16 protein-coding genes and 1 pseudogene are annotated in these 20421 nt (G+C 31.6%); 6 read left to right on the top strand and 11 right to left on the bottom strand.

What is annotated here, in order from left to right; all coding sequences use genetic code 11:
- Positions 1 to 228 (top strand): FKBP-type peptidyl-prolyl cis-trans isomerase (locus ACOYLT_RS05365; RefSeq protein ID WP_422852834.1); only part of this gene is annotated, 228 nt, incomplete at its 5' end.
- Between the two features lie 88 nt (positions 229 to 316).
- Positions 317 to 616, top strand: coding sequence for a c-type cytochrome (locus ACOYLT_RS05370; RefSeq protein ID WP_422852835.1), 300 nt, complete (start codon positions 317 to 319; stop codon positions 614 to 616).
- Positions 617 to 853: 237 nt separating this feature from the next.
- Here the strand turns inward: ACOYLT_RS05370 and ACOYLT_RS05375 are convergent, their stop codons facing one another.
- Together ACOYLT_RS05375 and ACOYLT_RS05380 are read right to left on the bottom strand one after the other, a co-directional pair.
- Positions 854 to 1234: a PUR family DNA/RNA-binding protein gene (locus ACOYLT_RS05375; protein ID WP_422852848.1), complete on the bottom strand. Its 381-nt coding sequence runs from the start codon at positions 1232 to 1234 to the stop codon at positions 854 to 856.
- Between the two features lie 71 nt (positions 1235 to 1305).
- Positions 1306 to 3063, bottom strand: a complete 1758-nt coding sequence (locus ACOYLT_RS05380; protein ID WP_422852836.1) for an ABC transporter ATP-binding protein — start codon at positions 3061 to 3063, stop codon at positions 1306 to 1308.
- A gap of 229 nt (positions 3064 to 3292) precedes the next feature.
- On the opposite strand from ACOYLT_RS05380, the pseudogene ACOYLT_RS05385 reads away from it, so the two are divergent.
- The 4 genes and pseudogenes from ACOYLT_RS05385 to yajC form a co-directional block, all read left to right on the top strand.
- A pseudogene (locus tag ACOYLT_RS05385) lies at positions 3293 to 3526 on the top strand (Glu/Leu/Phe/Val dehydrogenase dimerization domain-containing protein); the annotation flags it as partial.
- Between the two features lie 176 nt (positions 3527 to 3702).
- On the top strand, positions 3703 to 4608 hold the full coding sequence (nusB, locus tag ACOYLT_RS05390) for a transcription antitermination factor NusB (RefSeq protein ID WP_422852849.1): 906 nt from the start codon (positions 3703 to 3705) through the stop codon (positions 4606 to 4608).
- 14 nt (positions 4609 to 4622) lie between these two features.
- Positions 4623 to 5024 (top strand): DUF1573 domain-containing protein, encoded by a 402-nt coding sequence (locus ACOYLT_RS05395; protein ID WP_422852837.1) that lies wholly within the window; start codon positions 4623 to 4625, stop codon positions 5022 to 5024.
- Between the two features lie 13 nt (positions 5025 to 5037).
- Positions 5038 to 5313 carry a preprotein translocase subunit YajC gene (gene yajC, locus ACOYLT_RS05400; protein WP_422852838.1) on the top strand — a complete coding sequence of 92 codons (276 nt, stop codon included), beginning with the start codon at positions 5038 to 5040 and terminating at the stop codon, positions 5311 to 5313.
- Positions 5314 to 5392: 79 nt separating this feature from the next.
- Here yajC and pepT read toward each other — a convergent pair whose 3' ends face one another.
- The 9 genes from pepT to ACOYLT_RS05445 all read right to left on the bottom strand — a co-directional run.
- The gene (gene pepT, locus ACOYLT_RS05405; RefSeq protein WP_422852839.1) at positions 5393 to 6667 is read right to left on the bottom strand and encodes a peptidase T; all 1275 of its coding nucleotides are present in this window, start codon (positions 6665 to 6667) and stop codon (positions 5393 to 5395) included.
- A 15-nt stretch (positions 6668 to 6682) separates the two neighbouring features.
- Positions 6683 to 9088 (bottom strand): alpha-ketoacid dehydrogenase subunit alpha/beta, encoded by a 2406-nt coding sequence (locus ACOYLT_RS05410; RefSeq protein ID WP_422852840.1) that lies wholly within the window; start codon positions 9086 to 9088, stop codon positions 6683 to 6685.
- 184 nt (positions 9089 to 9272) lie between these two features.
- Complete coding sequence (locus tag ACOYLT_RS05415) at positions 9273 to 12086, bottom strand: aminopeptidase (RefSeq protein ID WP_422852841.1); 2814 nt, start codon at positions 12084 to 12086, stop codon at positions 9273 to 9275.
- Positions 12083 to 12973, bottom strand: a complete 891-nt coding sequence (locus ACOYLT_RS05420) for a hypothetical protein (protein WP_422852842.1) — start codon at positions 12971 to 12973, stop codon at positions 12083 to 12085. The genes ACOYLT_RS05415 and ACOYLT_RS05420 overlap by 4 nt, the downstream gene beginning before the upstream one ends.
- Positions 12973 to 14406 carry an MBOAT family O-acyltransferase gene (locus ACOYLT_RS05425; protein WP_422852843.1) on the bottom strand — a complete coding sequence of 478 codons (1434 nt, stop codon included), beginning with the start codon at positions 14404 to 14406 and terminating at the stop codon, positions 12973 to 12975. The genes ACOYLT_RS05420 and ACOYLT_RS05425 overlap by 1 nt, the downstream gene beginning before the upstream one ends.
- A gap of 91 nt (positions 14407 to 14497) precedes the next feature.
- Positions 14498 to 15220, bottom strand: a complete 723-nt coding sequence (locus ACOYLT_RS05430) for a TIGR00730 family Rossman fold protein (protein ID WP_422852844.1) — start codon at positions 15218 to 15220, stop codon at positions 14498 to 14500.
- Positions 15221 to 15263: 43 nt separating this feature from the next.
- Positions 15264 to 18095 (bottom strand): excinuclease ABC subunit UvrA, encoded by a 2832-nt coding sequence (gene uvrA, locus ACOYLT_RS05435; protein WP_422852845.1) that lies wholly within the window; start codon positions 18093 to 18095, stop codon positions 15264 to 15266.
- A gap of 80 nt (positions 18096 to 18175) precedes the next feature.
- A complete protein-coding gene (locus tag ACOYLT_RS05440; RefSeq protein WP_422852846.1) occupies positions 18176 to 19996 on the bottom strand; it encodes a chloride channel protein in 1821 nt (606 codons plus the stop codon).
- Between the two features lie 65 nt (positions 19997 to 20061).
- Positions 20062 to 20421: ACP phosphodiesterase (locus ACOYLT_RS05445; RefSeq protein WP_422852847.1), on the bottom strand; the 360-nt coding region annotated here is incomplete at its 5' end.

Below are 20421 nucleotides of genomic sequence, written 5' to 3' on the forward strand. Positions count from 1 at the left end.
GGAAAAGTATTTGACAGTTCGTATCCTCGCAAAAAGCCTATCGAATTCAAATTAGGTCAAGGACAAGTGATTGAAGGTTGGGATAAAGGCATTGCTTTACTAAAAGTTGGTGATAAAGCTCGTTTTGTTATTCCTTCCTATTTAGGTTACGGTTCAAGTGGTGCTGGCGGTGTTATTCCACCTGATGCTACTTTGATTTTTGATGTAGAATTAATGGATGTGAAATAATCTTGCTAAAATTAAATCAAACTTATAATCCTGACAGAATTCTGTTGGGATTTTTTTATATATTTACTCAAACCAATAAACAAAAAGTATGAAATATAAAGTAATAGCTTTTATAGTTTTAGCCAACATCGTTTATTCTTGTGCATCCAAATCAAGTGTGCCAACTGCCGTTGCAAAAAAAGAAGATGTAAGCCTAACACCAATGACTTCTGAATTAGTCGAAGGCAAGTCACTTTATGAAAATAATTGTGCCAGATGTCATCAGCTTTATTCTCCACAAGATTTTAATGCACAAGATTGGAAACCAATTGTAAATAGAATGCAAAAGAAAGCAAATTTATCTGATATAGATGGACAAAAAATTTATAAATACCTTACAATGAAATAATAAAAAATAAATTGTTGAGGTTTTATAAAAAAAATCCAGAAATTAATTTCTGGATTTTTTTTCCTTAATAGCCTTATAAATATTGAAAAAGGTGAGTATAATAAATGTTATTGGTAATGCTATTTTTATTACTTTAAATTCACCAGATGTAAAATTGTCATAGATTATAAACATCCAAAAAATTAAAAGCAGAATGTTTATTTGCAATTTATATTTTACAAAAAAATTCATAGTTTATTAAATATCGTCAAAATCAATATCCGTAAAACTTTTATCAATTTTTGCAGGCTCTGAATTTTCTGTTTCTGAGGTAAATTCTTTTTTGAAATCTTTTTGATGTCTTTCTGAAATCACTTCTTCGCCTTTATGGTTTAAAACATAAGTGGTCATTTCCTCTAAAATTTCCGTAAATGCAGCAAAATCTTCTTTGTATAAATAAATTTTGTGTTTTTTAAAGTGAAACGATCCATCCTCTTCAGTAAATTTTTTACTTTCGGTAATAGTAATGTAATAATCATCAGCTTTGGTAGCTCTCACATCAAAAAAATAAGTCCTTCTGCCGGCTCTTAAAACTTTAGAAAAAATCTCATCTTTTTCTAACATATCATTTTCTCTCATAATTCTTTCGGTCAATAATTAGTGTTTCTATACAGTTCAAAAATGGTAAAATTTTTGTTATCAAACAACATTTAATTTAATTCTTTTTCCGAAAGTTGTTTCAAGTACAATTCAGCATAATAACCTTCTTGGTTTACTAATTGATTATGAGACCCTTCTTGAATAATTTGTCCTTCGTCTATTATGATGATTTTATCAGCATTCTTGGCTGAGGAAACTCTATGACTTACAATTATGGTGGTTTTGTTTTTTGATATATTAAGTAGATTATTCAGAATTTGCTCCTCGGTTTCAGTATCTACCGCCGAAAGGCAATCATCAAACAACAATATCTGAGGATTTTTAATAATTGCTCTAGCTATCGAAACTCGTTGCTTTTGTCCACCAGAAAGTGTGATACCTCTTTCTCCTAATAGGGTTTCATATTGTTTATTGAAATGAATAATATTATCATGAACTACAGCTTTCTTAGCTGCCTCATATACTTCATTATCAGTAGCATCCTCTTTTCCAAATTTGATGTTGTTTTTAATAGTGTCAGAGAATAGAAAAGCATCTTGAGGCACTATTCCAATACTGTTTCGTAAATCATTTAAATTTACTTCGTCTATACTTTTACCATCAATAGTGATGCTTCCTTCTTTGATGTCATACATCCTTGTTATTAAAGATAATATACTCGATTTACCAGCGCCTGTTTTTCCAAGAATGGCTAATGTCTCCCCTTTTTTTACTTTAAAAGATATATTTTGTAGGGCAGTTATCTCAGTGTCATCATAGGTAAAAGTTACATTTTTGAATTCAATTTCTCCTGTTATATTACTATTTTCAGTTGCTTTATTTTTGATTTCGGGTTCTATTTTCAAAAATTCATTGATACGTTTTTGCGATGCTTCTGCTTCTTGAACTAACGATGAGACCCAACCAATTGATGCCACCGGCCAAGTAAGCATATTAACATATAAAATAAATTCAGCAATAGTTCCAATGCTCTTTATAGTACCATTTATATACATCATACCGCCAAAATAGATTACTATCAAATTGCTCACACCTATCAAGGCAATCATAAGTGGTCCAAACAAAGATTGTACTCGAGCCAAACTCATACTCTTGGTTTTGCTTTCTTTGGCTAAATCTTCTAAATTATTTTGATATTGTTCTTCCAAAGCATAAGCTTTCACTACGCGAATACCCGAGAATATTTCTTGAGTAAAACTGGAAACTTTGGATAAATATTGTTGAAAGGTTGTGCTGCGTTTATTGATTTCGGTACTTAATTTAAAAATGATATAGGATAAAATCGGCAGCGGGAGTAGCGTGTATAATGTTAATCTTGGTGAAACATTATACATATAAATGATAACCACTGTAAATCGGATAAAAGTATTAATGGTATACATTACTGCTGGTCCAACATACATTCTTACTTTACCAACATCTTCGCTGATACGGTTCATTAAGTCACCTGTTCTATTGCGTTTATAAAAATTTTGATCTAATACTTCATAATGCTTGAATACTTCATTTTTTAAATCAAACTCCACATGTCGCGACATTACAATTAAGGTTTGTCTCATCAAGAAAGTTAAAATTCCAGCAATCAAAGTTGTTCCAACTATCCAAAAGATGTTTTGAATTAATTCGGTTTTAATCATTTCACTACTCAAGTTGTTTTTATGAAAATCTTCAATAGCTTTGAATGATTTACTGACTAACTTGGGTGTAAAAAGAGAAAATATTTGCGCGACAATAGTGATAAAAATTCCCAACAAAAAATGGAATTTATATTTGACAAAATATTTGTTTAAATATTGAAGTTCTTTCATTTTTATTTCGCAGAATTTGACTTTATATCGCCCTATGTGTTTAAATTTTAAAAAACAATAGAATTATAATATTCTTATATAAATTGATTTTGTTAGCAAATTACTAATCATTGTCTGATTAATTGAAATTAATTGAATAATATTATATTTATACATTGACTTTTTAGAGGAGTCTTAAAAAAATTACTTTACTATAATTTCACAAATCACTACACCAATTGAGTTTTAAAAAAAAGCTCCAGTTTTTAGGCAACTTTCTTTTGTCAATCACGAACAAATTGTTTTTTGTTACGACAAAGATAAAGGTTTAAAAGCAATTAAAGGTATTCATAACACAGTTATGGGGCCAGCACTTGATGGAACTAAAATGTGGAATTATGCTAACGAATGGCAAGCTTTGAATAATGTTTTACGACTTTCACTTGGAATGACTTATAAATCAGCTATTACAGGATTAAATCTGGCAGCTATGCAAATTGCTCAAATCAGAATTACTCAAAGAAAAAAAGAAAACGCTAATAAATAATAGCCAATTTTAAAATATTACTATTTTTGCAACGCGAAAGAAATTCTTTCGCGTCGCAAATTTTTTAAAAGTTCTTATACGTGTTAAACAGAAGACATATTCGAGTTAAGGTGATGCAATCTATTTATGCGATGCATCAAAAAAGTTCAGATGACTTAGAAAAGGAAGAAAAATTTCTACTTCAAAGTATTGATAATATTCAGGATTTGTATTTACTAATGCTGTCTACGTTAAAAGAAATAAGAAAAAAAGAAATTGTTTTTCTTGAAGCTTCCAGCAAAAAACATTTGGCAACTACTGAAGAAAAAAAACCTAACAAAAAATTTGTAAACAATAGTGTTCTTCTGCAACTAGAAGACAACAATTCGTTGACTATAGCTTTAGAGAAAAGAAAAATCAATAATTGGTCTTTAAACGATGACTACATCTTAATTTTACTAAATGAAGTAAAAAAAAGTGAGTTATACCAAGACTACATGAGTACCACAAAAAGTTCTTTCGAAGAAGATAAACAATTTGTACTTGATGTGTTTTCGGAATTAATTGCCCCAAATGAAAAATTATACGAATATCTTGAAGACCACAAACTAACATGGATTGATGACATTCCTTTAGTGAATACTCAAATTCAAAAGCAACTACAACAAGTTTCTGAAAAGTCTGAATTTAGCGTTTCTAAATTGTATAAAGATGAAGAAGATAAAGAATTTGTGAGTTTGTTATTCAGAAAGACAGTCTTAAACGAGATAGAATTAGCTAAGAAATACATTGATAAAACGCCAAATTGGGATGCAGACCGTATTGCCGAAATAGATACTATTATTTTAAAAATGGCTATCTGTGAGTTTTTAAAATTCCCATCAATTCCTGTAAAAGTGACAATAAATGAATATTTAGAACTAGCTAAAGAATATTCCACACCAAAAAGTAGCATTTTTATCAATGGAATTTTGGATAATTTGGTAAAAGAGTTTACCGCTGAAGATAAAATTAAAAAAACAGGTAGGGGTTTAATGTAAAATTCTATAGAAAGATGAAAAAAATAAGTTTATTTGCCGTTATGGTTTTGTTAGTAATGATAACATCTTGTAAAAAAGAAATCGGGACTTCGGAAACCGAAATGACTTTCGAAACTGAAAAACATGATTTTGGAACTATCACACAAGGTGATAAAGTGGACTATGATTTCAAATTTAAAAATACTGGCGGATCTGATTTGATAATTACAGGTGCAAAGGGTTCTTGTGGTTGTACTGTGCCAGAGTATCCTAAAGAAGCTATAAAGCCGGGAGTATCAGGAGTAATTAAAGTATCGTTTAATTCAGCAGGAAAATCTGGTAAGCAAGCAAAATCAGTTACTTTGTTTTGCAATATAAATGAAGGAAAAAAAGTTTTACATATTAATTCTAACATCGAAGTTCCTGAAAAGGACTAAATTATTTAACATTATGGGACAAATAAGTCAATTTTTACCGTTTTTACTAATGTTTGTGGTTGTCTATTTCTTTATGATTAGACCACAACAAAAGAAAATTAAACAAGAAAAAGAATTTGAATCAGCTTTAAAAGTAGGTGATAAGATTATTACAAAAAGTGGTTTTCATGGCAAAATCGCTGAGCTTACTGAAACTTCAGCTGTCATTGAAACAATGTCAGGAAAATTGAAAATTGAACGTTCGGCTATTTCATTAGAATTAACAGACGCTTTGAATAAGAAAGCTTAGGATTTTCTCAATTCAAAAAAAAATTCCAAATTCCAACTTAATAATTGGGATTTGGAATTTTTATATTCTTCTAAACGATTTATTTTTTCTTTTTTCCTTTTTCTTTTTTGGTAAAATCAGTAGTAGCGGTTAGTTGTGCAATTTTCACAATAACTTCTACTGCTTTTTGCATGCTTTCCACCGGAACATATTCGTATTTTCCGTGAAAGTTATGACCGCCAGCAAATATATTAGGGCACGGTAAACCCATATAAGATAAACGACAACCATCTGTTCCGCCACGAATGGGTTTGATTAATGGTTTTATGCCAAGAGATTTCATTGCTTTTTCGGCTAAATCAACTATGAACATTACTGGAACTACTTTTTCTTTCATGTTGAAATACTGATCTTTGATTTCAGTAATTACAATGTCTTCACCAAATTGTTTTTTAAATTGCTTATTAAATTTTTTCGTAATGTTGTGAACTAATTCTTTTCTTTTGATGAATTTTTTCATGTCATGGTCACGAATGATAAGCTCTACTTTTGTTTCCTCTATGCTTCCAGTAATTCCTGTTACGTGAAAAAATCCTTCGTAATCTTTGGTCTCTTGTGGAGTTTCTCCTTTTGGTAATTCTTTTATAAAATCATTGGCAATTAGCATTGAATTAATCATTTTCCCTTTGGCATAACCTGGATGAACTGATTTTCCTTTGAACGTAATTTTCACGCCAGCGGCATTGAAGTTTTCATATTCTAACTCACCAATTTGACTTCCATCCATCGTATAAGCCCAGTCAGCGGCAAATTTTTCTACATCAAATAAATCGGCGCCTCGACCAATCTCTTCATCGGGTGTAAAGCAAACTCTGATTTTCCCATGTTTTATTTCTTGATTTTGAATTAAAAATTCCATAGCTGTCATGATTTCGGTAATACCCGCTTTATCATCGGCACCAAGAAGTGTCAAACCGTTTGTGGTGATTAAGGTTTGTCCTTTGTATTGCAATAAATCTTTGAAATAATTTGGAGATAAAACGATATTTTGTTCCTTATTTAAAACAATATCACCGCCATCATAATTAACTATCACTTGTGGTTTTACATCTTTGCCAGTAAAATCGGGGGTAGTATCAAAGTGAGATACAAATCCGATTGTTGGCACATGATGGTCTACATTAGAGGGCAAGGTTGCCATAACATAACCGTGCTTGTCGATAGTTACTTCACTCATTCCGATAGACTTGAGTTCGTCAACTAATTTATGTGCTAAATCAAATTGTTTTTTAGTACTTGGAGTTGTATCAGAATTTGGGTCTGATTCTGTATCGATAGTGACATAGCTTATGAATCTGTCAATAATATGTTGCATGGAATTTTTTTAGTATTAATATAAACTTGGATATTTATTTGGTTTTGCTTCGTGCATTATGGCATATACTTTTTCAAAAATATCTTCGGCGGAAGGTTTTGAAAAATAATCACCATCTGTTCCATAAGCTGGTCTGTGTGCTTTAGATGCCAGGGTTTGAGGTTGGCTATCTAAATATTGATAACCGTTTTGTTCGTCTATAATTTGTTGTAATAAGTAAGCACTTGCACCACCAGGAACATCTTCATCAACAATTAGTAAACGATTAGTTTTCATGATGCTTTTTACACAGTCGTGATTGATGTCAAAGGGTAATAACGATTGAGCATCTATAATTTCGCAGTCGATACCCGCTTCTAATAATTCTTTGGCTGCTTGTTCTACAATACGAAGTGTGGAGCCATAGGAAACTAGTGTAATGTCAGTTCCTTGTTTGATGGTTTCTACCAAGCCAATTGGTGTTTTGAATTCACCCAAGTTGTTTGGCATTTTTTCTTTTAATCGGTATCCGTTTAAACATTCAATAACTAAAGCGGGTTCATCTGACTCCAACAAGGTATTGTAGAAACCAGCGGCTTTAGTCATGTTTCTCGGTACTAAAACATGGATTCCGCGAACGGCATTAATAATCATTCCCATTGGTGAACCTGAATGCCAAATACCTTCCAGTCTGTGTCCACGAGTTCTAATAATCAACGGTGCCTTTTGTCTTCCATGGGTTCTATATTGAAGTGTGGCTAAGTCATCACTCATGATTTGTATAGCGTATAACAAATAATCTAAATATTGAATTTCAGCAATTGGGCGTAAACCACGCATAGCCATTCCTATGCCTTGACCAATTATGGTGGCTTCACGAATACCAGCATCTGCTACGCGAAGTTCTCCGTATTTTTCTTGCATGTCTTCTAATCCTTGGTTGACATCGCCAATGTTTCCTGCATCTTCCCCAAAAATTAACGCTTCAGGATATTTATTAAAAATAGCATCAAAGTTGTCGCGCAAAACTAAACGAGCATCTACTTCTTCTGCAGATTCATCATAGTGAGGTAATACTTCTTTTGATTGTAAAACATTCTTAGTTGATTGTGAAAATAGGTGGGAACTAAATTTAGGTTGGATTTTTTCTGAATAAGATTTTATCCAAGTAGCTAATTGCTGTTTACCATTTTCATGGATAACTAAACGCAATGCTTTGCGGGCTGCAATTAAAATTTCTTTACGAATAGGTTCTTTGATAGCCGCTAAATCAGCAGCTATTTTTTCTATAAATACTTTATTTGTACTTAAAAATGCTATAGAATTTAATAGAGCAACTAAATTATTTTGCTCCTCTTTGATAGGCTCAACAAAGGCATTCCAAGCCGCTTTTTTTCCCTCAAGCACTTCTTTTTTTGAGTCATTGTCTATTGTGTCTAATTCTTCTGCAGAAGCAATATTGTTTTCTAATAGCCAAGAACGCATTTGTATCAAGCAATCAAATTCTCTTTCCCAAGCCAATCTTTCTTCATTTTTATAGCGTTCATGGGAACCAGAAGTTGAATGGCCTTGCGGTTGAGTAAGTTCAGTAACGTGAATTATTATAGGGATATGTTGCTCGCGTGCAATTTCAGAAGCTTTTTCGTAAGTGGCTACTAATGATGGATAATCCCAACCTTTTACAGTCATGATTTCATAGCCGTTAGTGCCCTGTTCGCGTTGGAATCCTTTTAGGACTTCTGAAATATTTTCTTTGGTTGTTTGATGACGTGCATGAACAGAGATACCATATTCGTCATCCCAAACACTCAATACCATAGGTACTTGTAATACGCCTGCCGCATTGATGGTTTCAAAAAACAAGCCTTCTGAAGTAGAAGCATTTCCTATAGTGCCCCAAGCGACTTCGTTTCCTTGATTTGAAAAATTAGTAAAATCTTCCAAACCACTTACGTTTCTGTATATTTTTGAAGCTTGAGCCAATCCTAACAAACGGGGCATTTGTCCGGCTGTAGGAGAAATATCGGCACTTGAATTTTTTTGTTTTGTCAAGTTATTCCAATTGCCATTTTCATCTAATGAATGTGTCGCAAAGTGACCACCCATTTGACGACCAGCACTCATTGGATCATGGGCTAAATCTGTATGACCATAAAGACCAGCGAAGAATTGTTGAATAGATAATTGATCATTTGCCATCATGAAAGTTTGATCTCGATAATACCCTGAACGAAAATCACCAATTCGAAAAGCTTTGGCCAAGGCTAATTGCGGTACTTCTTTTCCATCACCAAAAATTCCGAATTTGGCTTTTCCTGTCAGCACTTCTTTTCTTCCTAATAAACTACATTCTCTGCTTATTTTAGCAATTTTATAATCGTTTAAAACTTCGGATTTAAAATCTTCAAACGTAATTTCAGATTTGGCTTGTGTTTCAGTCATATTGTAAATGATTCTTAAAATAACAAAATTAAATAAAAAGAAGTAACTATTTATAGTATGAACTAAAAATAAAATTTTATTATCACTAATTAATATGCTATAAATATAGTTTTGAATGAAAAATGTTTAACAAAAACTAATAATTTCAACGAAATATTTAAAATAAATATTATTTATAGGTGGATTAGAACCATTTTCGGGTAAAAAGATTAATTAATGTTTCAGGTTGAAAAGTAATGATGAAGCGAATTTTTTCGCCATAATTTTCATCGCCAATTTCCCATCCGTTGCTGGAATATACTGGAAAATAGAGTTCAAAATAATCAGTCACTAAGTTTAAACGAATACCACTATCATAAACAAATTTGGGAACCATATCTCTATTCTTAATCATTCCAATATCACCAAAAGCTTCTACCCAATTCCAAATTCCAAAGCTAGCATTAGCGGTTGTCATCCATCGGTTTGCTGTTCGTGTTGCTAATTTTGATTTAAAAAAACCATCCATAATAATAGATTGTTGACTAAATATACCTTTGGTCTCCGAACGGCCTATATATTCACTTTCAAACAAATAATCGGATGGACGATCTAAGCCAAAATCGAAATAATTAGAATTGGTATCGTTGTGTAAAAAAGTTCCGGCAAAAATGCGAAGGTTGAGTTGACGATTATCATCAAACTGTTTTCTGTATTGTATTTCAGCGGCTATTTTTCCAAAACTTTTTGCATACTGAACATCGCCCAAAAAAAGAAAATGATTAGTTACTTCAGTTTTAGTATTAAAATATTTAGCATTGAAAACCTCATAACTTTCTGTTTCTCCTGGTACTGCAAAAGCTGATTTTTCTCTATTGACTAATACTTCTTTTATAATGATGGTTTCTTTTCTATTGTCTCTATAATCATCCGGTCTAAAATTCATAAATACGGTAGGAGCAAGTTTGGTATAATAAGCATCGGGTGCGTAATGCAAGTAATGGCCGCTCATCATATAACGAATATTATAAAGGTTGCTATCTCTATTATATTGATTGACATATATAAACCCTTTCCCTGAAAAATTTTTAGTTTTAGTAGATATTGTTGGGTATAAATCAAAAATAAAAGGTTTGTCCAATATAGTTTTATTATGAAAACGCATACCTGGCAATAAACCATCGTATAAATTGTATTCTAAGATTGGAACATATAAAATTTGGTTGTAAATTGGATTTTCTAAATCTTTCATAAAATTGAATTTTATGGGACGATTGAATAGTCGAAATCCATTGAGCGAACGCCAATTGTTTCTTAAATTGAATTCGGGTACTTCATTTTTGTAATTAATGACAATTTTATCAGCATCATTTCTAGGCAAAGTATAAATACTGTCATTGGTAAAATTATCTATCCATTTTTTGAATACAACATTTTTGTCTTTGATTCCATAAATAGTAATTGGAACATTGGTTTCGGTTTTATTTTTAAGCGAAAAAGAGATGCTGTCTTTGGTTTTTGAAACGACTTTAAATTTATAATCAAAAACAACACGAGAGTTAATGATTTTATCAAAAAACCAATTGATTTTTTTTGGCGAATTGCTAGTTAGAATAGATTCAAAATCCTTCCCATTGGTTTGTTGGTTTTTATTCAAATTAATGAATTGCACTAAGCTATATTGGACTATATTATTTTCTAGATAACTATCTAAATATTTTAAACTTAAACCAGCTTTATATTTTGATGCAATTTTTTCGTTAAATCGAATTAAAGTGTTTTTTGGATTACTAAGTGGTTGGTCAAGATTTTTCCGCGCCATTAGCATGTAAAAATAGCTGTATTGTCCGTTGAAATCTAGGCTTACAAGATTGTATCCTTTTACTAATTTATATTTGGCAACATTTCCCATCATTTTGGCTTCAGGGTGAAATGCATCAATATATTTCATCATAATATATACCTGAATTCCATCATATATCCAATTGTCTTTTCTTGGGTCAAGTTGAAGTGAGCTATGCAGATAATTGTTTAAGTAGGTTTTTAGAAACTTAATCTCATACAGAAAAGTATTTGGAAAAGGACTGATGAAGTTAGGTAATTGATTCAAACCATAAAAAGGATTACGATCGTAATCAGCTTGTGTTACTGTAATTTTTTCGTGAGGATATTTGCCCAAATTTTCAGTCACAAAATTGATGATATTGTCAATAAGAATAGCTCTTTCAATATCGTTTAATCTATTATCTCTAAGGTTAGAAATCACTTCTAAATTATTGTTTTTATAGATTTCAAATTCTCTTTTATCATCAATTAAAAGATTGAAAATAGCACGATTTTTTCCTGTTAAATGGTAATTAATGTTATTGTCAAAACTTTCTTTTTTAGTTTCATTTAAGTCAGAGCTTAAGTCAAGCGTTTCAGGTATTTTAATTTCAATATCATAATCAGAAAGTGCATTGGCGCAATCATCAAGATTTAAATTATCATATTTCACAAAATCATGATTTTCATATCGTGCTGGTGTGAGAATACAATTCTTAAGGTTCATTTTTCCTTTATCGCCATATCCATAATTAGTGAATTTATCACTAGGTATTTTGACAGTATACCTTAAAGAAAGTTTTATTTTTTTATTGGGCAACAACTTCTCTTTCAGTTTAATCTGAATTACATCGGGGGATTTTTCATTTCTTTCCCATGTAAGAAAAGATTTGTTTTGGTCTTGAATAGTTATGCCACTTGTTTTGCCTTGTTCTTTTTCTTTTGACAACAAAAAGCTTCTTTCAAATTCATCTGAAAAACGCTTTGCCATAGGTGTATTCTTTGAAGAATAGGCATTATTCCAATCATTAAGGACAATATTGTTTAACGTATCATTGGTAGTGTTATTAAAGGTAAGTTCTTGAAAAACTGTTAGAACTTTAGTTGCATCATTCACTTCTACAACTAATTTGGAATGGTGTTGTGCAGAAGCTAAAAAGCAAAAAAGAAATAGTATGAAGCTAATTTTTTTCAAGGATTTGATTTGGCTTTAAAAAAGGCATTAAAAATAACTTTGGTAAATGCTATTGCACCTTTTTCGTTCATGTGACCACATGTGGCAAAATAGTTATCGTCAGTTACGGCATTTTCAAAGTTATGGATTTCAGGATAAACGGAACGTATATGATTGAAATATTCTCTGTTAATAATACTCATGCACATAGGTGTAGTAATCGCAATTAAATTGATGTTGTTTTTTTTACAAATGGTTTTGATTTGTTCATAGCCAATATTTTTTTTAGGATAATACTTTGATAAATCGGCTGCAACCATAGGACGTTCATCTTTAGTTAACGGGTGAAAACCATAGTTTTCTAAATTATTAGTTCTCTTATGAATCAGTGAAAAATACATTTCTCTAAAACCAATTTTAGTATCATAATGCATATAGCGATAAAACGGGATGTATAGTAATTGATTATATTCTGGAATATTTTTATAATAATTTCTAATGGTTTCTGATTGGTGCAAATAAGGCATAAACAAGGAACGAATAGCCTCAGAATGGTCATTTGTATTGATATTCAAATCTACCTGAAGTATCAAATTTTTTATTTTATAATTACGCTCTACCATCAATTGAAGCATCAACGCTGACTCCTCTAATCGTGAACGAGTCATTCCAAAGTTGAAAGTTTTATAGCCATTATTATTGAAAATTTTAGGCACTAAATGATTATTAACTCTTGATGAACCTAAAAAAACAACATCAAAGTTTTTGTCTTTGGAATTGTATAAATAATCTATTTTAGTTCTCGAATGGGATTGAAGGTAAATAGCAGTATATAAAACATCGAGCAAAACCATAACGAGTAGGAGTAATGCTAATGCTTTTAGTAAAAATTGTAAAAACTGCTTCATTAAAATTGAAAATAAATAAATTCTTTATAATCTGAAAAAACGCCTAAAGCTAAAATAGCGGCTAAACACAAGCCTAATTTTAGCCAACTATATTTCCCTGAAATAGGTTCAATTTTTGCTCGATTGTTCCATTCAACTAAAACAAAAATGATGATTAATGCCAGAATTTCATAGTTATATCTTTCGATACTAAAATATTGTTCGGTAAAAATTCGATTTTCAAATATTCGTCTGATGTATTGAAAGGCATCTGAAATACTTCTAGCTCTAAAAAAAATCCAAGCAAAACAAGTGATACAAAAAGTAATTAATATATTGAAAAGGGTTCGTATTGATTCTAAATTAAAACCTAAGTTAAAATCATCAATATTTTTTCTGTTTCTGTTCAATAATAATAGCGGAATGAAATATAGCGCATTGATAAATCCCCAAGCTATAAAAGTCCAACTCGCACCATGCCAAAAGCCGCTAACCAAAAATATAATAAAGGTGTTACGCACTTTCATCCATTTTGAACCTTTGCTTCCACCAAGCGGAATGTATAAATAATCTTTAAACCATGTGGTCAAAGATATGTGCCATTTGCGCCAAAATTCCCCAATATCGCGAGAAAAATAGGGATAATTAAAGTTTTTCAACAAATCGATACCAAAGAGTTTTGAAGTTCCTAAGGCAATGTCTGAGTAACCCGAAAAGTCACCATATATTTGAAAAGCAAAATAAATAGCACCTAAAATTAAAGACAAGGAATTCATTGAATTATAATTATCAAAAATTGCATTGGCATAATTAGCACATGTATCAGCAATTACCACTTTTTTGACCAATCCCCAAATGATTTGATAAATTCCTTGTTTGGCTTTTTCAAAATGGAATTCTCTATTTACTTTTAATTGCGGTAAAAGATGTGTGGCTCTTTCAATTGGACCAGCTACCAGCAAAGGGAAATAGCTGACAAATAAGGAATAATCTACAAAGTTTTTCTCTGATTTTATTCGTTTGAAATAAATATCAATGATGTATGATAATCCATGAAAAGTATAAAAAGAAATCCCAACAGGAAGTATTACTTTTAATAATAACGGACTGGAGTTAAAACCAACCGATTGTAATAATTCTGAAAATGAAGTCGCAAAAAAGTTATAGTATTTAAAAACTCCAAGAAACCCAATATTGATGGAAACACATAACCAAAGCCAAAATTTTCTTGACAATAGAGTTGCACTATTTTCAATTTTTATAGCCGAAAAATAATCTAGTAAGGTCGAGAAAACTAATAAAAACAAGAAACGCCAATCCCAACAGGAATAGAAGTAATAGCTAGCAAGAATTAATATATAGTTTTGATAATTTTTGGATTTATTAGCAATGAACCAGTATAGTAAAAAAACTATTGGAAGAAAAATGGCGAAATGAAAAGAATTAAAAAACATAAAAAATCAATTGCAATTTCAATATGGAAAACAACTTAAATCAAAAAGAATTACATTGATTTTTGACATTGATTTTGATTTTTGATATTGTTTAAAAGTTCGGGCTGAGGTTATATTTTTTATAGAAATTATCCAAGGCTTCCACGACTTCATCCTCTGTATCTACAATTTTAATTAAGTTCATATCTTCAGGATTAGCATTGCGTTCTTCACCAATCATAACTGTTTTTATCCAGTCAATCAATCCTTTCCAATATTCTGAACCTACAAGAATAATAGGGAATTTCCCAATTTTTTTGGTTTGGATCAATGTAATAGCTTCGAACAATTCGTCTAAAGTTCCAAAACCACCAGGCATCACTACAAATCCTTGAGAATATTTTACAAACATTACTTTGCGAACAAAGAAATAGTCAAAATTTAGATTTTTATCTTTATCGATATAAGGATTATAATGCTGTTCAAATGGCAACTCAATGTTTAAACCCACTGAAGTTCCTTCGCCATTATGCGCACCTTTGTTTCCTGCTTCCATAATTCCTGGTCCACCGCCTGTAATAATACCATAACCAGCTTTACTTATTTTATAAGCAATTTTTTCGGCCAATAAATAATATTTGTTATCTGGTTTTGTTCGTGCTGATCCAAAAATAGAAACACAAGGGCCTATTCGTGCCATAGTTTCATAGCCATTAACAAATTCAGACATAATTTTAAAAATTGCCCAAGAGTCGTTAGTTCTTATTTCGTTCCAAGTTTTTTGTTTAAGTTTTTCTTGGATTTTATCATCTTCATTTAAGTAATCTTCTTTCATTATTATTCAAATAATTTATTTTTTTTAAATTTAAGCAAACATGCTAAAGTAATTCTTTTTTTAAAAACTGTGCTGTGTAGCTTTTTTTATTTTTGGTAAGTTCTTCAGGTGTTCCTTTGGCTACAACTTCCCCACCGCCTTTTCCTCCTTCGGGACCAATATCAATTAGGTAATCGGCCAATTTAATGACATCCATATTGTGTTCGATAATCAAAATAGTATTGCCTTTATCTACTAATTTATTAATCACTTCCATCAGCACTCGAATGTCTTCAAAATGCAAACCAGTTGTGGGTTCATCCATGATGTAGAAAGTATTTCCAGTATCTTTTTTAGACAATTCGGTGGCCAATTTTATACGTTGTGCTTCACCGCCAGAAAGCGTTGTGCTTTGTTGTCCCAGTGTGATATAACCCAACCCAACATCTTGAATCGTTTTTACTTTTCGATATATTTTGGGGATGTTTTCAAAAAAAGGAACTGCTTCATCTACTGTCATATTCAATACATCTGAAATGGATTTTCCTTTATATCTGATTTCTAAAGTTTCTCTATTAAAACGCTTACCCTGACAGGTTTCACATTCCACATACACATCAGGTAAGAAACTCATTTCAATAGTTCGCACACCAGAACCTTCACAAGTTTCACATCTTCCGCCTGAAACATTGAAACTAAATCTTCCTGCTTTATAGCCACGAATCATAGCTTCAGGTAATTGTGTGTACAAACTTCTAATTTCCGAAAACACATCCGTATAAGTTGCAGGATTGCTTCTTGGTGTTCTGCCAATAGGACTTTGGTCAATATCAATTACTTTATCAATATATTCTAAACCTTCAATTTTTTTGTAAGGTTGTGGTTTTTTTACACCGTTGAAATAATAGGCATTCAAAATAGGGTATAGCGTTTCATTAATCAACGTTGATTTTCCACTTCCTGAAACTCCAGTCACGCAAATTAGTTTTCCCAATGGCAATTCGATGGAAACATTTTTAAGATTATTTCCTGTTGCACCAGTTAGCTTTAAAAATTTACCATTGCCTTCACGACGTTTTTTTGGTACTTCAATTTTCATTTCACCATTTAAGTACATGGCAGTCATGGTGTGTTCTTTGTGCAATTCGGCTGGTGTTCCTTTGCTAATGATTTCACCGCCAAATTTTCCTGCTTTTGGACCAATATCTATCACATAATCAGCACGTTCAATCATATCCTTATCGTGTTCCACAACTAAAACCGAGTTGCCAATGTCTCGCAATTGTTCTAAGGAATGGATTAGTTTTTCGTTATCTCTTTGATGCAATCCAATACTCGGCTCATCTAAAATATACAACACGCCAACGAGTTGTGAGCCAATTTGTGTTGCCAATCGAATACGTTGTGCTTCACCACCCGAAAGTGATTTGGAACTTCGATTTATCGATAAATAATTCAAACCAACATTTACCAAAAAACGCAAACGGTCTTTTATTTCTTTAACAACTTCTGTAGCAATGATTTTTTGTTTATCGGAAAGTTTTTTGTCTAAATCCTCAAACCAAAGTGATAAATCTGAAATATCCATAGTGGATAAATCAAAAATGTTTTTTTCATTGATGCGAAAATACAAGGCTTCTTTTTTTAATCGAGAACCATGACAATCTGGACATACAATTTCGTCCATGAATTCTTTTGCCCAACGTTTTATAGAAGTAGAATTACTTTCTTCAAATTGATTTTTGATAAAATGGGAAATCCCTTCAAATTCTATTTTGTATTCTTTAGTAATTCCTAAAGTTTTAGACTCTACTACAAATTTTTCTTTACCTCCATGTAAAATAATTTGCATAGCTTCCTCAGAAATGGTTTCGATGGCATCTGTGATTTTAAATCCAAATTTTTCACCTATGATTTCCAATTGCTTGAAAATCCATGAACTTTTATATTCACCCAATGGAGCAAAACCACCATTTTTAACAGAAAGCTTTGGATTTGGAATTATCTTTTTCAGATTGATTTCATTAATTGTTCCTAGTCCTTTACAATGTTCACAAGCACCTTTTGGAGAGTTGAATGAGAATAAATTTGGTTCAGGATTTTGATAAGATATACCCGAAGTAGGACACATCAAATTTCTACTAAAGTAACGAACTTGATTAGTGTCTTTATCCAAAATCATAAGAACATTTTCACCATGATACATGGCGGTTTTGATGCTTTCGGCTAAGCGTTTTTCATTTTCTTCAGTAGTATCAATTACCATTCTATCAATGACAATTTCAATATCGTGGGTTTTGTAACGGTCAAGTTTCATTCCAGGTAGTAAATCCTGAACTTCACCATTTACTCTTACTTTTAGGAAACCTTGCTTAGTGATTTGTTGGAATAATTCGGCATAATGTCCTTTTCGAGCACGAATGATGGGTGCCAAAATATTGATTCGTTTTCCTAGAAAATTTTGAATAATCAAATCCTTAATTTGCTCATCCGAATAGGAAACCATTTTTTCTCCTGATACATAACTATAAGCTTCACCAGCTCGGGCAAAAAGCAGTCGTAGAAAATCATAAATTTCAGTAATTGTGCCAACAGTAGAGCGCGGACTTTTGCTAGTTGTTTTTTGCTCGATGGCAATAACTGGTGAAAGCCCATCAATTTTATCCACATCGGGACGTTCCAAACCACCAAGAAATTGACGAGCATAGGCAGAAAAGGTTTCAATATATCTTCGTTGACCTTCAGCATAAATAGTATCAAAAGCCAAAGACGATTTTCCTGACCCCGAAAGACCAGTAATAACTACTAATTTTTCTCGAGGAATAGAAATGTCTATATTCTTTAAATTGTGAACTCGAGCACCGAGAACTTCAATAGTATTTTCTGAATCAAGCATAGTATTTTTTGCGAATCGCAAAGGTAGTGTTTTGACGACAACTTTTGATTAATCAGTTTAGAAGTAATTGTTAAAAAACATCACTCAATAATCATTTCTTTCAATCGTTGACGATAACTTTCTAATACATCAATTTTAGATAGGAAACCAAAGTATTTTCCTTTGCTAATGACAGGGAGAATTTGTGTTTTTGAACTTTCAAATTGTTTTATGATTTTTTCAACTTTATCATCTAATAGGATTAGGCTTTTAGGTTGACTTATGATTTCATTAATATTCATAAATTTAACTCTATAGGGATTGAATATGATGGCTTTTACTTCTTCAAAATCTACCAACCCAATTAGCGTTTTGTGTTCATCTATAATGGGAATTATTTTTTGTTCTTTAGTAGAAAAGATTTCTACGACATTTTCAATTGAACTTTCTAAAGTAAGAGATTTGTAATTTTTTTGGACCAAATTATAAAAATCGATGCTTTGTAGGATGTTTTTATCTTTATCACTTGTAAAAACGTCTCCTTTGTCAGCCAATCCTTTTACATCCATTGAGTGTTTCTCAAATTGTTTGGAAACTGCAAAGCTTACGGATGAAACTATCATTAAAGGCACCATCAAATCATAACCACCCGTAATTTCAACAATAAGGAATATGGCAGTTAGTGGCGCATGAAACAATCCACTTAAAATTCCTGCCATGCCAACAATGGTGAAATTTGCTATTGGTAAATAGTGCGTGATGTTCAAAAGATTTATAGTTTTTGCAACAAAATAACCTAAGTAAGAACCCACAAAAAGCGAAGGAGCAAAGTTTCCCCCATTTCCGCCACTTCCGAGTGTTAATCCTGTGGCAAACGCTTTTAACAACATGGTTACTCCAATAAATCCTAACAAAATCCATTCATTGCTTTTGAAGTTTTCCAGCAAAGTATTTTCTAATAAAACACTTGGATTTTTGGAAGCCAAAGTTTTAATACTCTCGTAACCTTCCCCAAATAATGTTGGAAAGAAGAAAATTAATAGTGCTAAAATGATGGCGCCAAAAAGCGCTTTTCGATACCCTTTGTTTTTGAATGCTCCAAAGAAAATCTCTACTTTTCGAAAATTTCGAGCGTGATAAATGGAAGTTAAACCCGCTAAAATTCCTAGTAAAATATAATAAGGTGTATTGTGATAATCGAACTTGAGCGTTTGTTCAAAATTTAATAATGTATCTCTGCTCAAAACCACTGTTGAAATTAGCGCACCTGTAGCTGCTGAAATAATAATGGGAATAAAAGCCGCAATTGAAATATCGGTAAGAACTACTTCTATAGCAAACAAAACACCAGCAATAGGAGCATTAAAGGCTGCTCCAATTCCTGCAGCAACACCACATGCCAATAATAAAATTCTATCTTTTTGTGACAGATGATATTTTTGAGCAAAATTGGATCCAAAAGCTGCGCCAGTAATCACAATTGGACTTTCTAATCCTGCAGAACCTCCTAGACCGACGGTTAAGGAACTTGTCACAATTTGGGCATACATTTGTTTTTTTGGAATGATACCTCCTTTTTTAGCGACAGCATAAAGCACTTTTGAACTTCCTTTTTCAATTTCATTGTTCAAAAAATTTCTAACCACAAACACTGTCAATAAAATACCTGCAATCGGAAGCAAACTATTGATGTAAGGAAGTTTTAGAAAACCATTTATATCATTAGCCCAAAGGAATATGTTATGGGCAAAACTTTTTAATATAATTACAGCAAATGAACAAGTAATGGCTACAGCTATACTAGCAAAGTAGATAAAATTTCTCTCGCTTAATTTGTCTTTCAAAAGGAAAACTAAGTTTTCGGCTCTTCTGAAAATACTTCTGAAAACAATTTTAAAAGTAGAAGCTTTGTTCGATGGCATGAATTCCAAACTTTTGAAACGCTAAAATACGATTTCAAAATTCAATTTCAATAACAAATTCAATTTTAAAGTAGGGTTAGTTTATCCTTGCAATGTTGGATTAATTCTTCAAAATATAATATGAATTCTTGCTCAAATTCTGAATAAAATTGTTTTAATTCCACAATTGATTCGTGCATGGCAACTCTGTTTTTTGTTCGATGATCCATTTGAAATAGTATCATTTCTAATCCTTCAATAGAGGCATAACTTACTAACCAATTTCGCCCAATCATATAAGGTAATATTCCTTTTGCTTTTTCAGTTAATAAATCATAGTTATTTTTTAGTAAATGATAAAAGTTACCAACAAAGCTTTCTAATTTTTCTTCTGAATATTTATCCCAATTTTTAGCTAAAAAATGATCATAAAAAATATCCATTAT

Source organism: Flavobacterium sp. (assembly GCF_049318185.1).
Taxonomy (GTDB): Bacteria; Bacteroidota; Bacteroidia; order Flavobacteriales; family Flavobacteriaceae; genus Flavobacterium.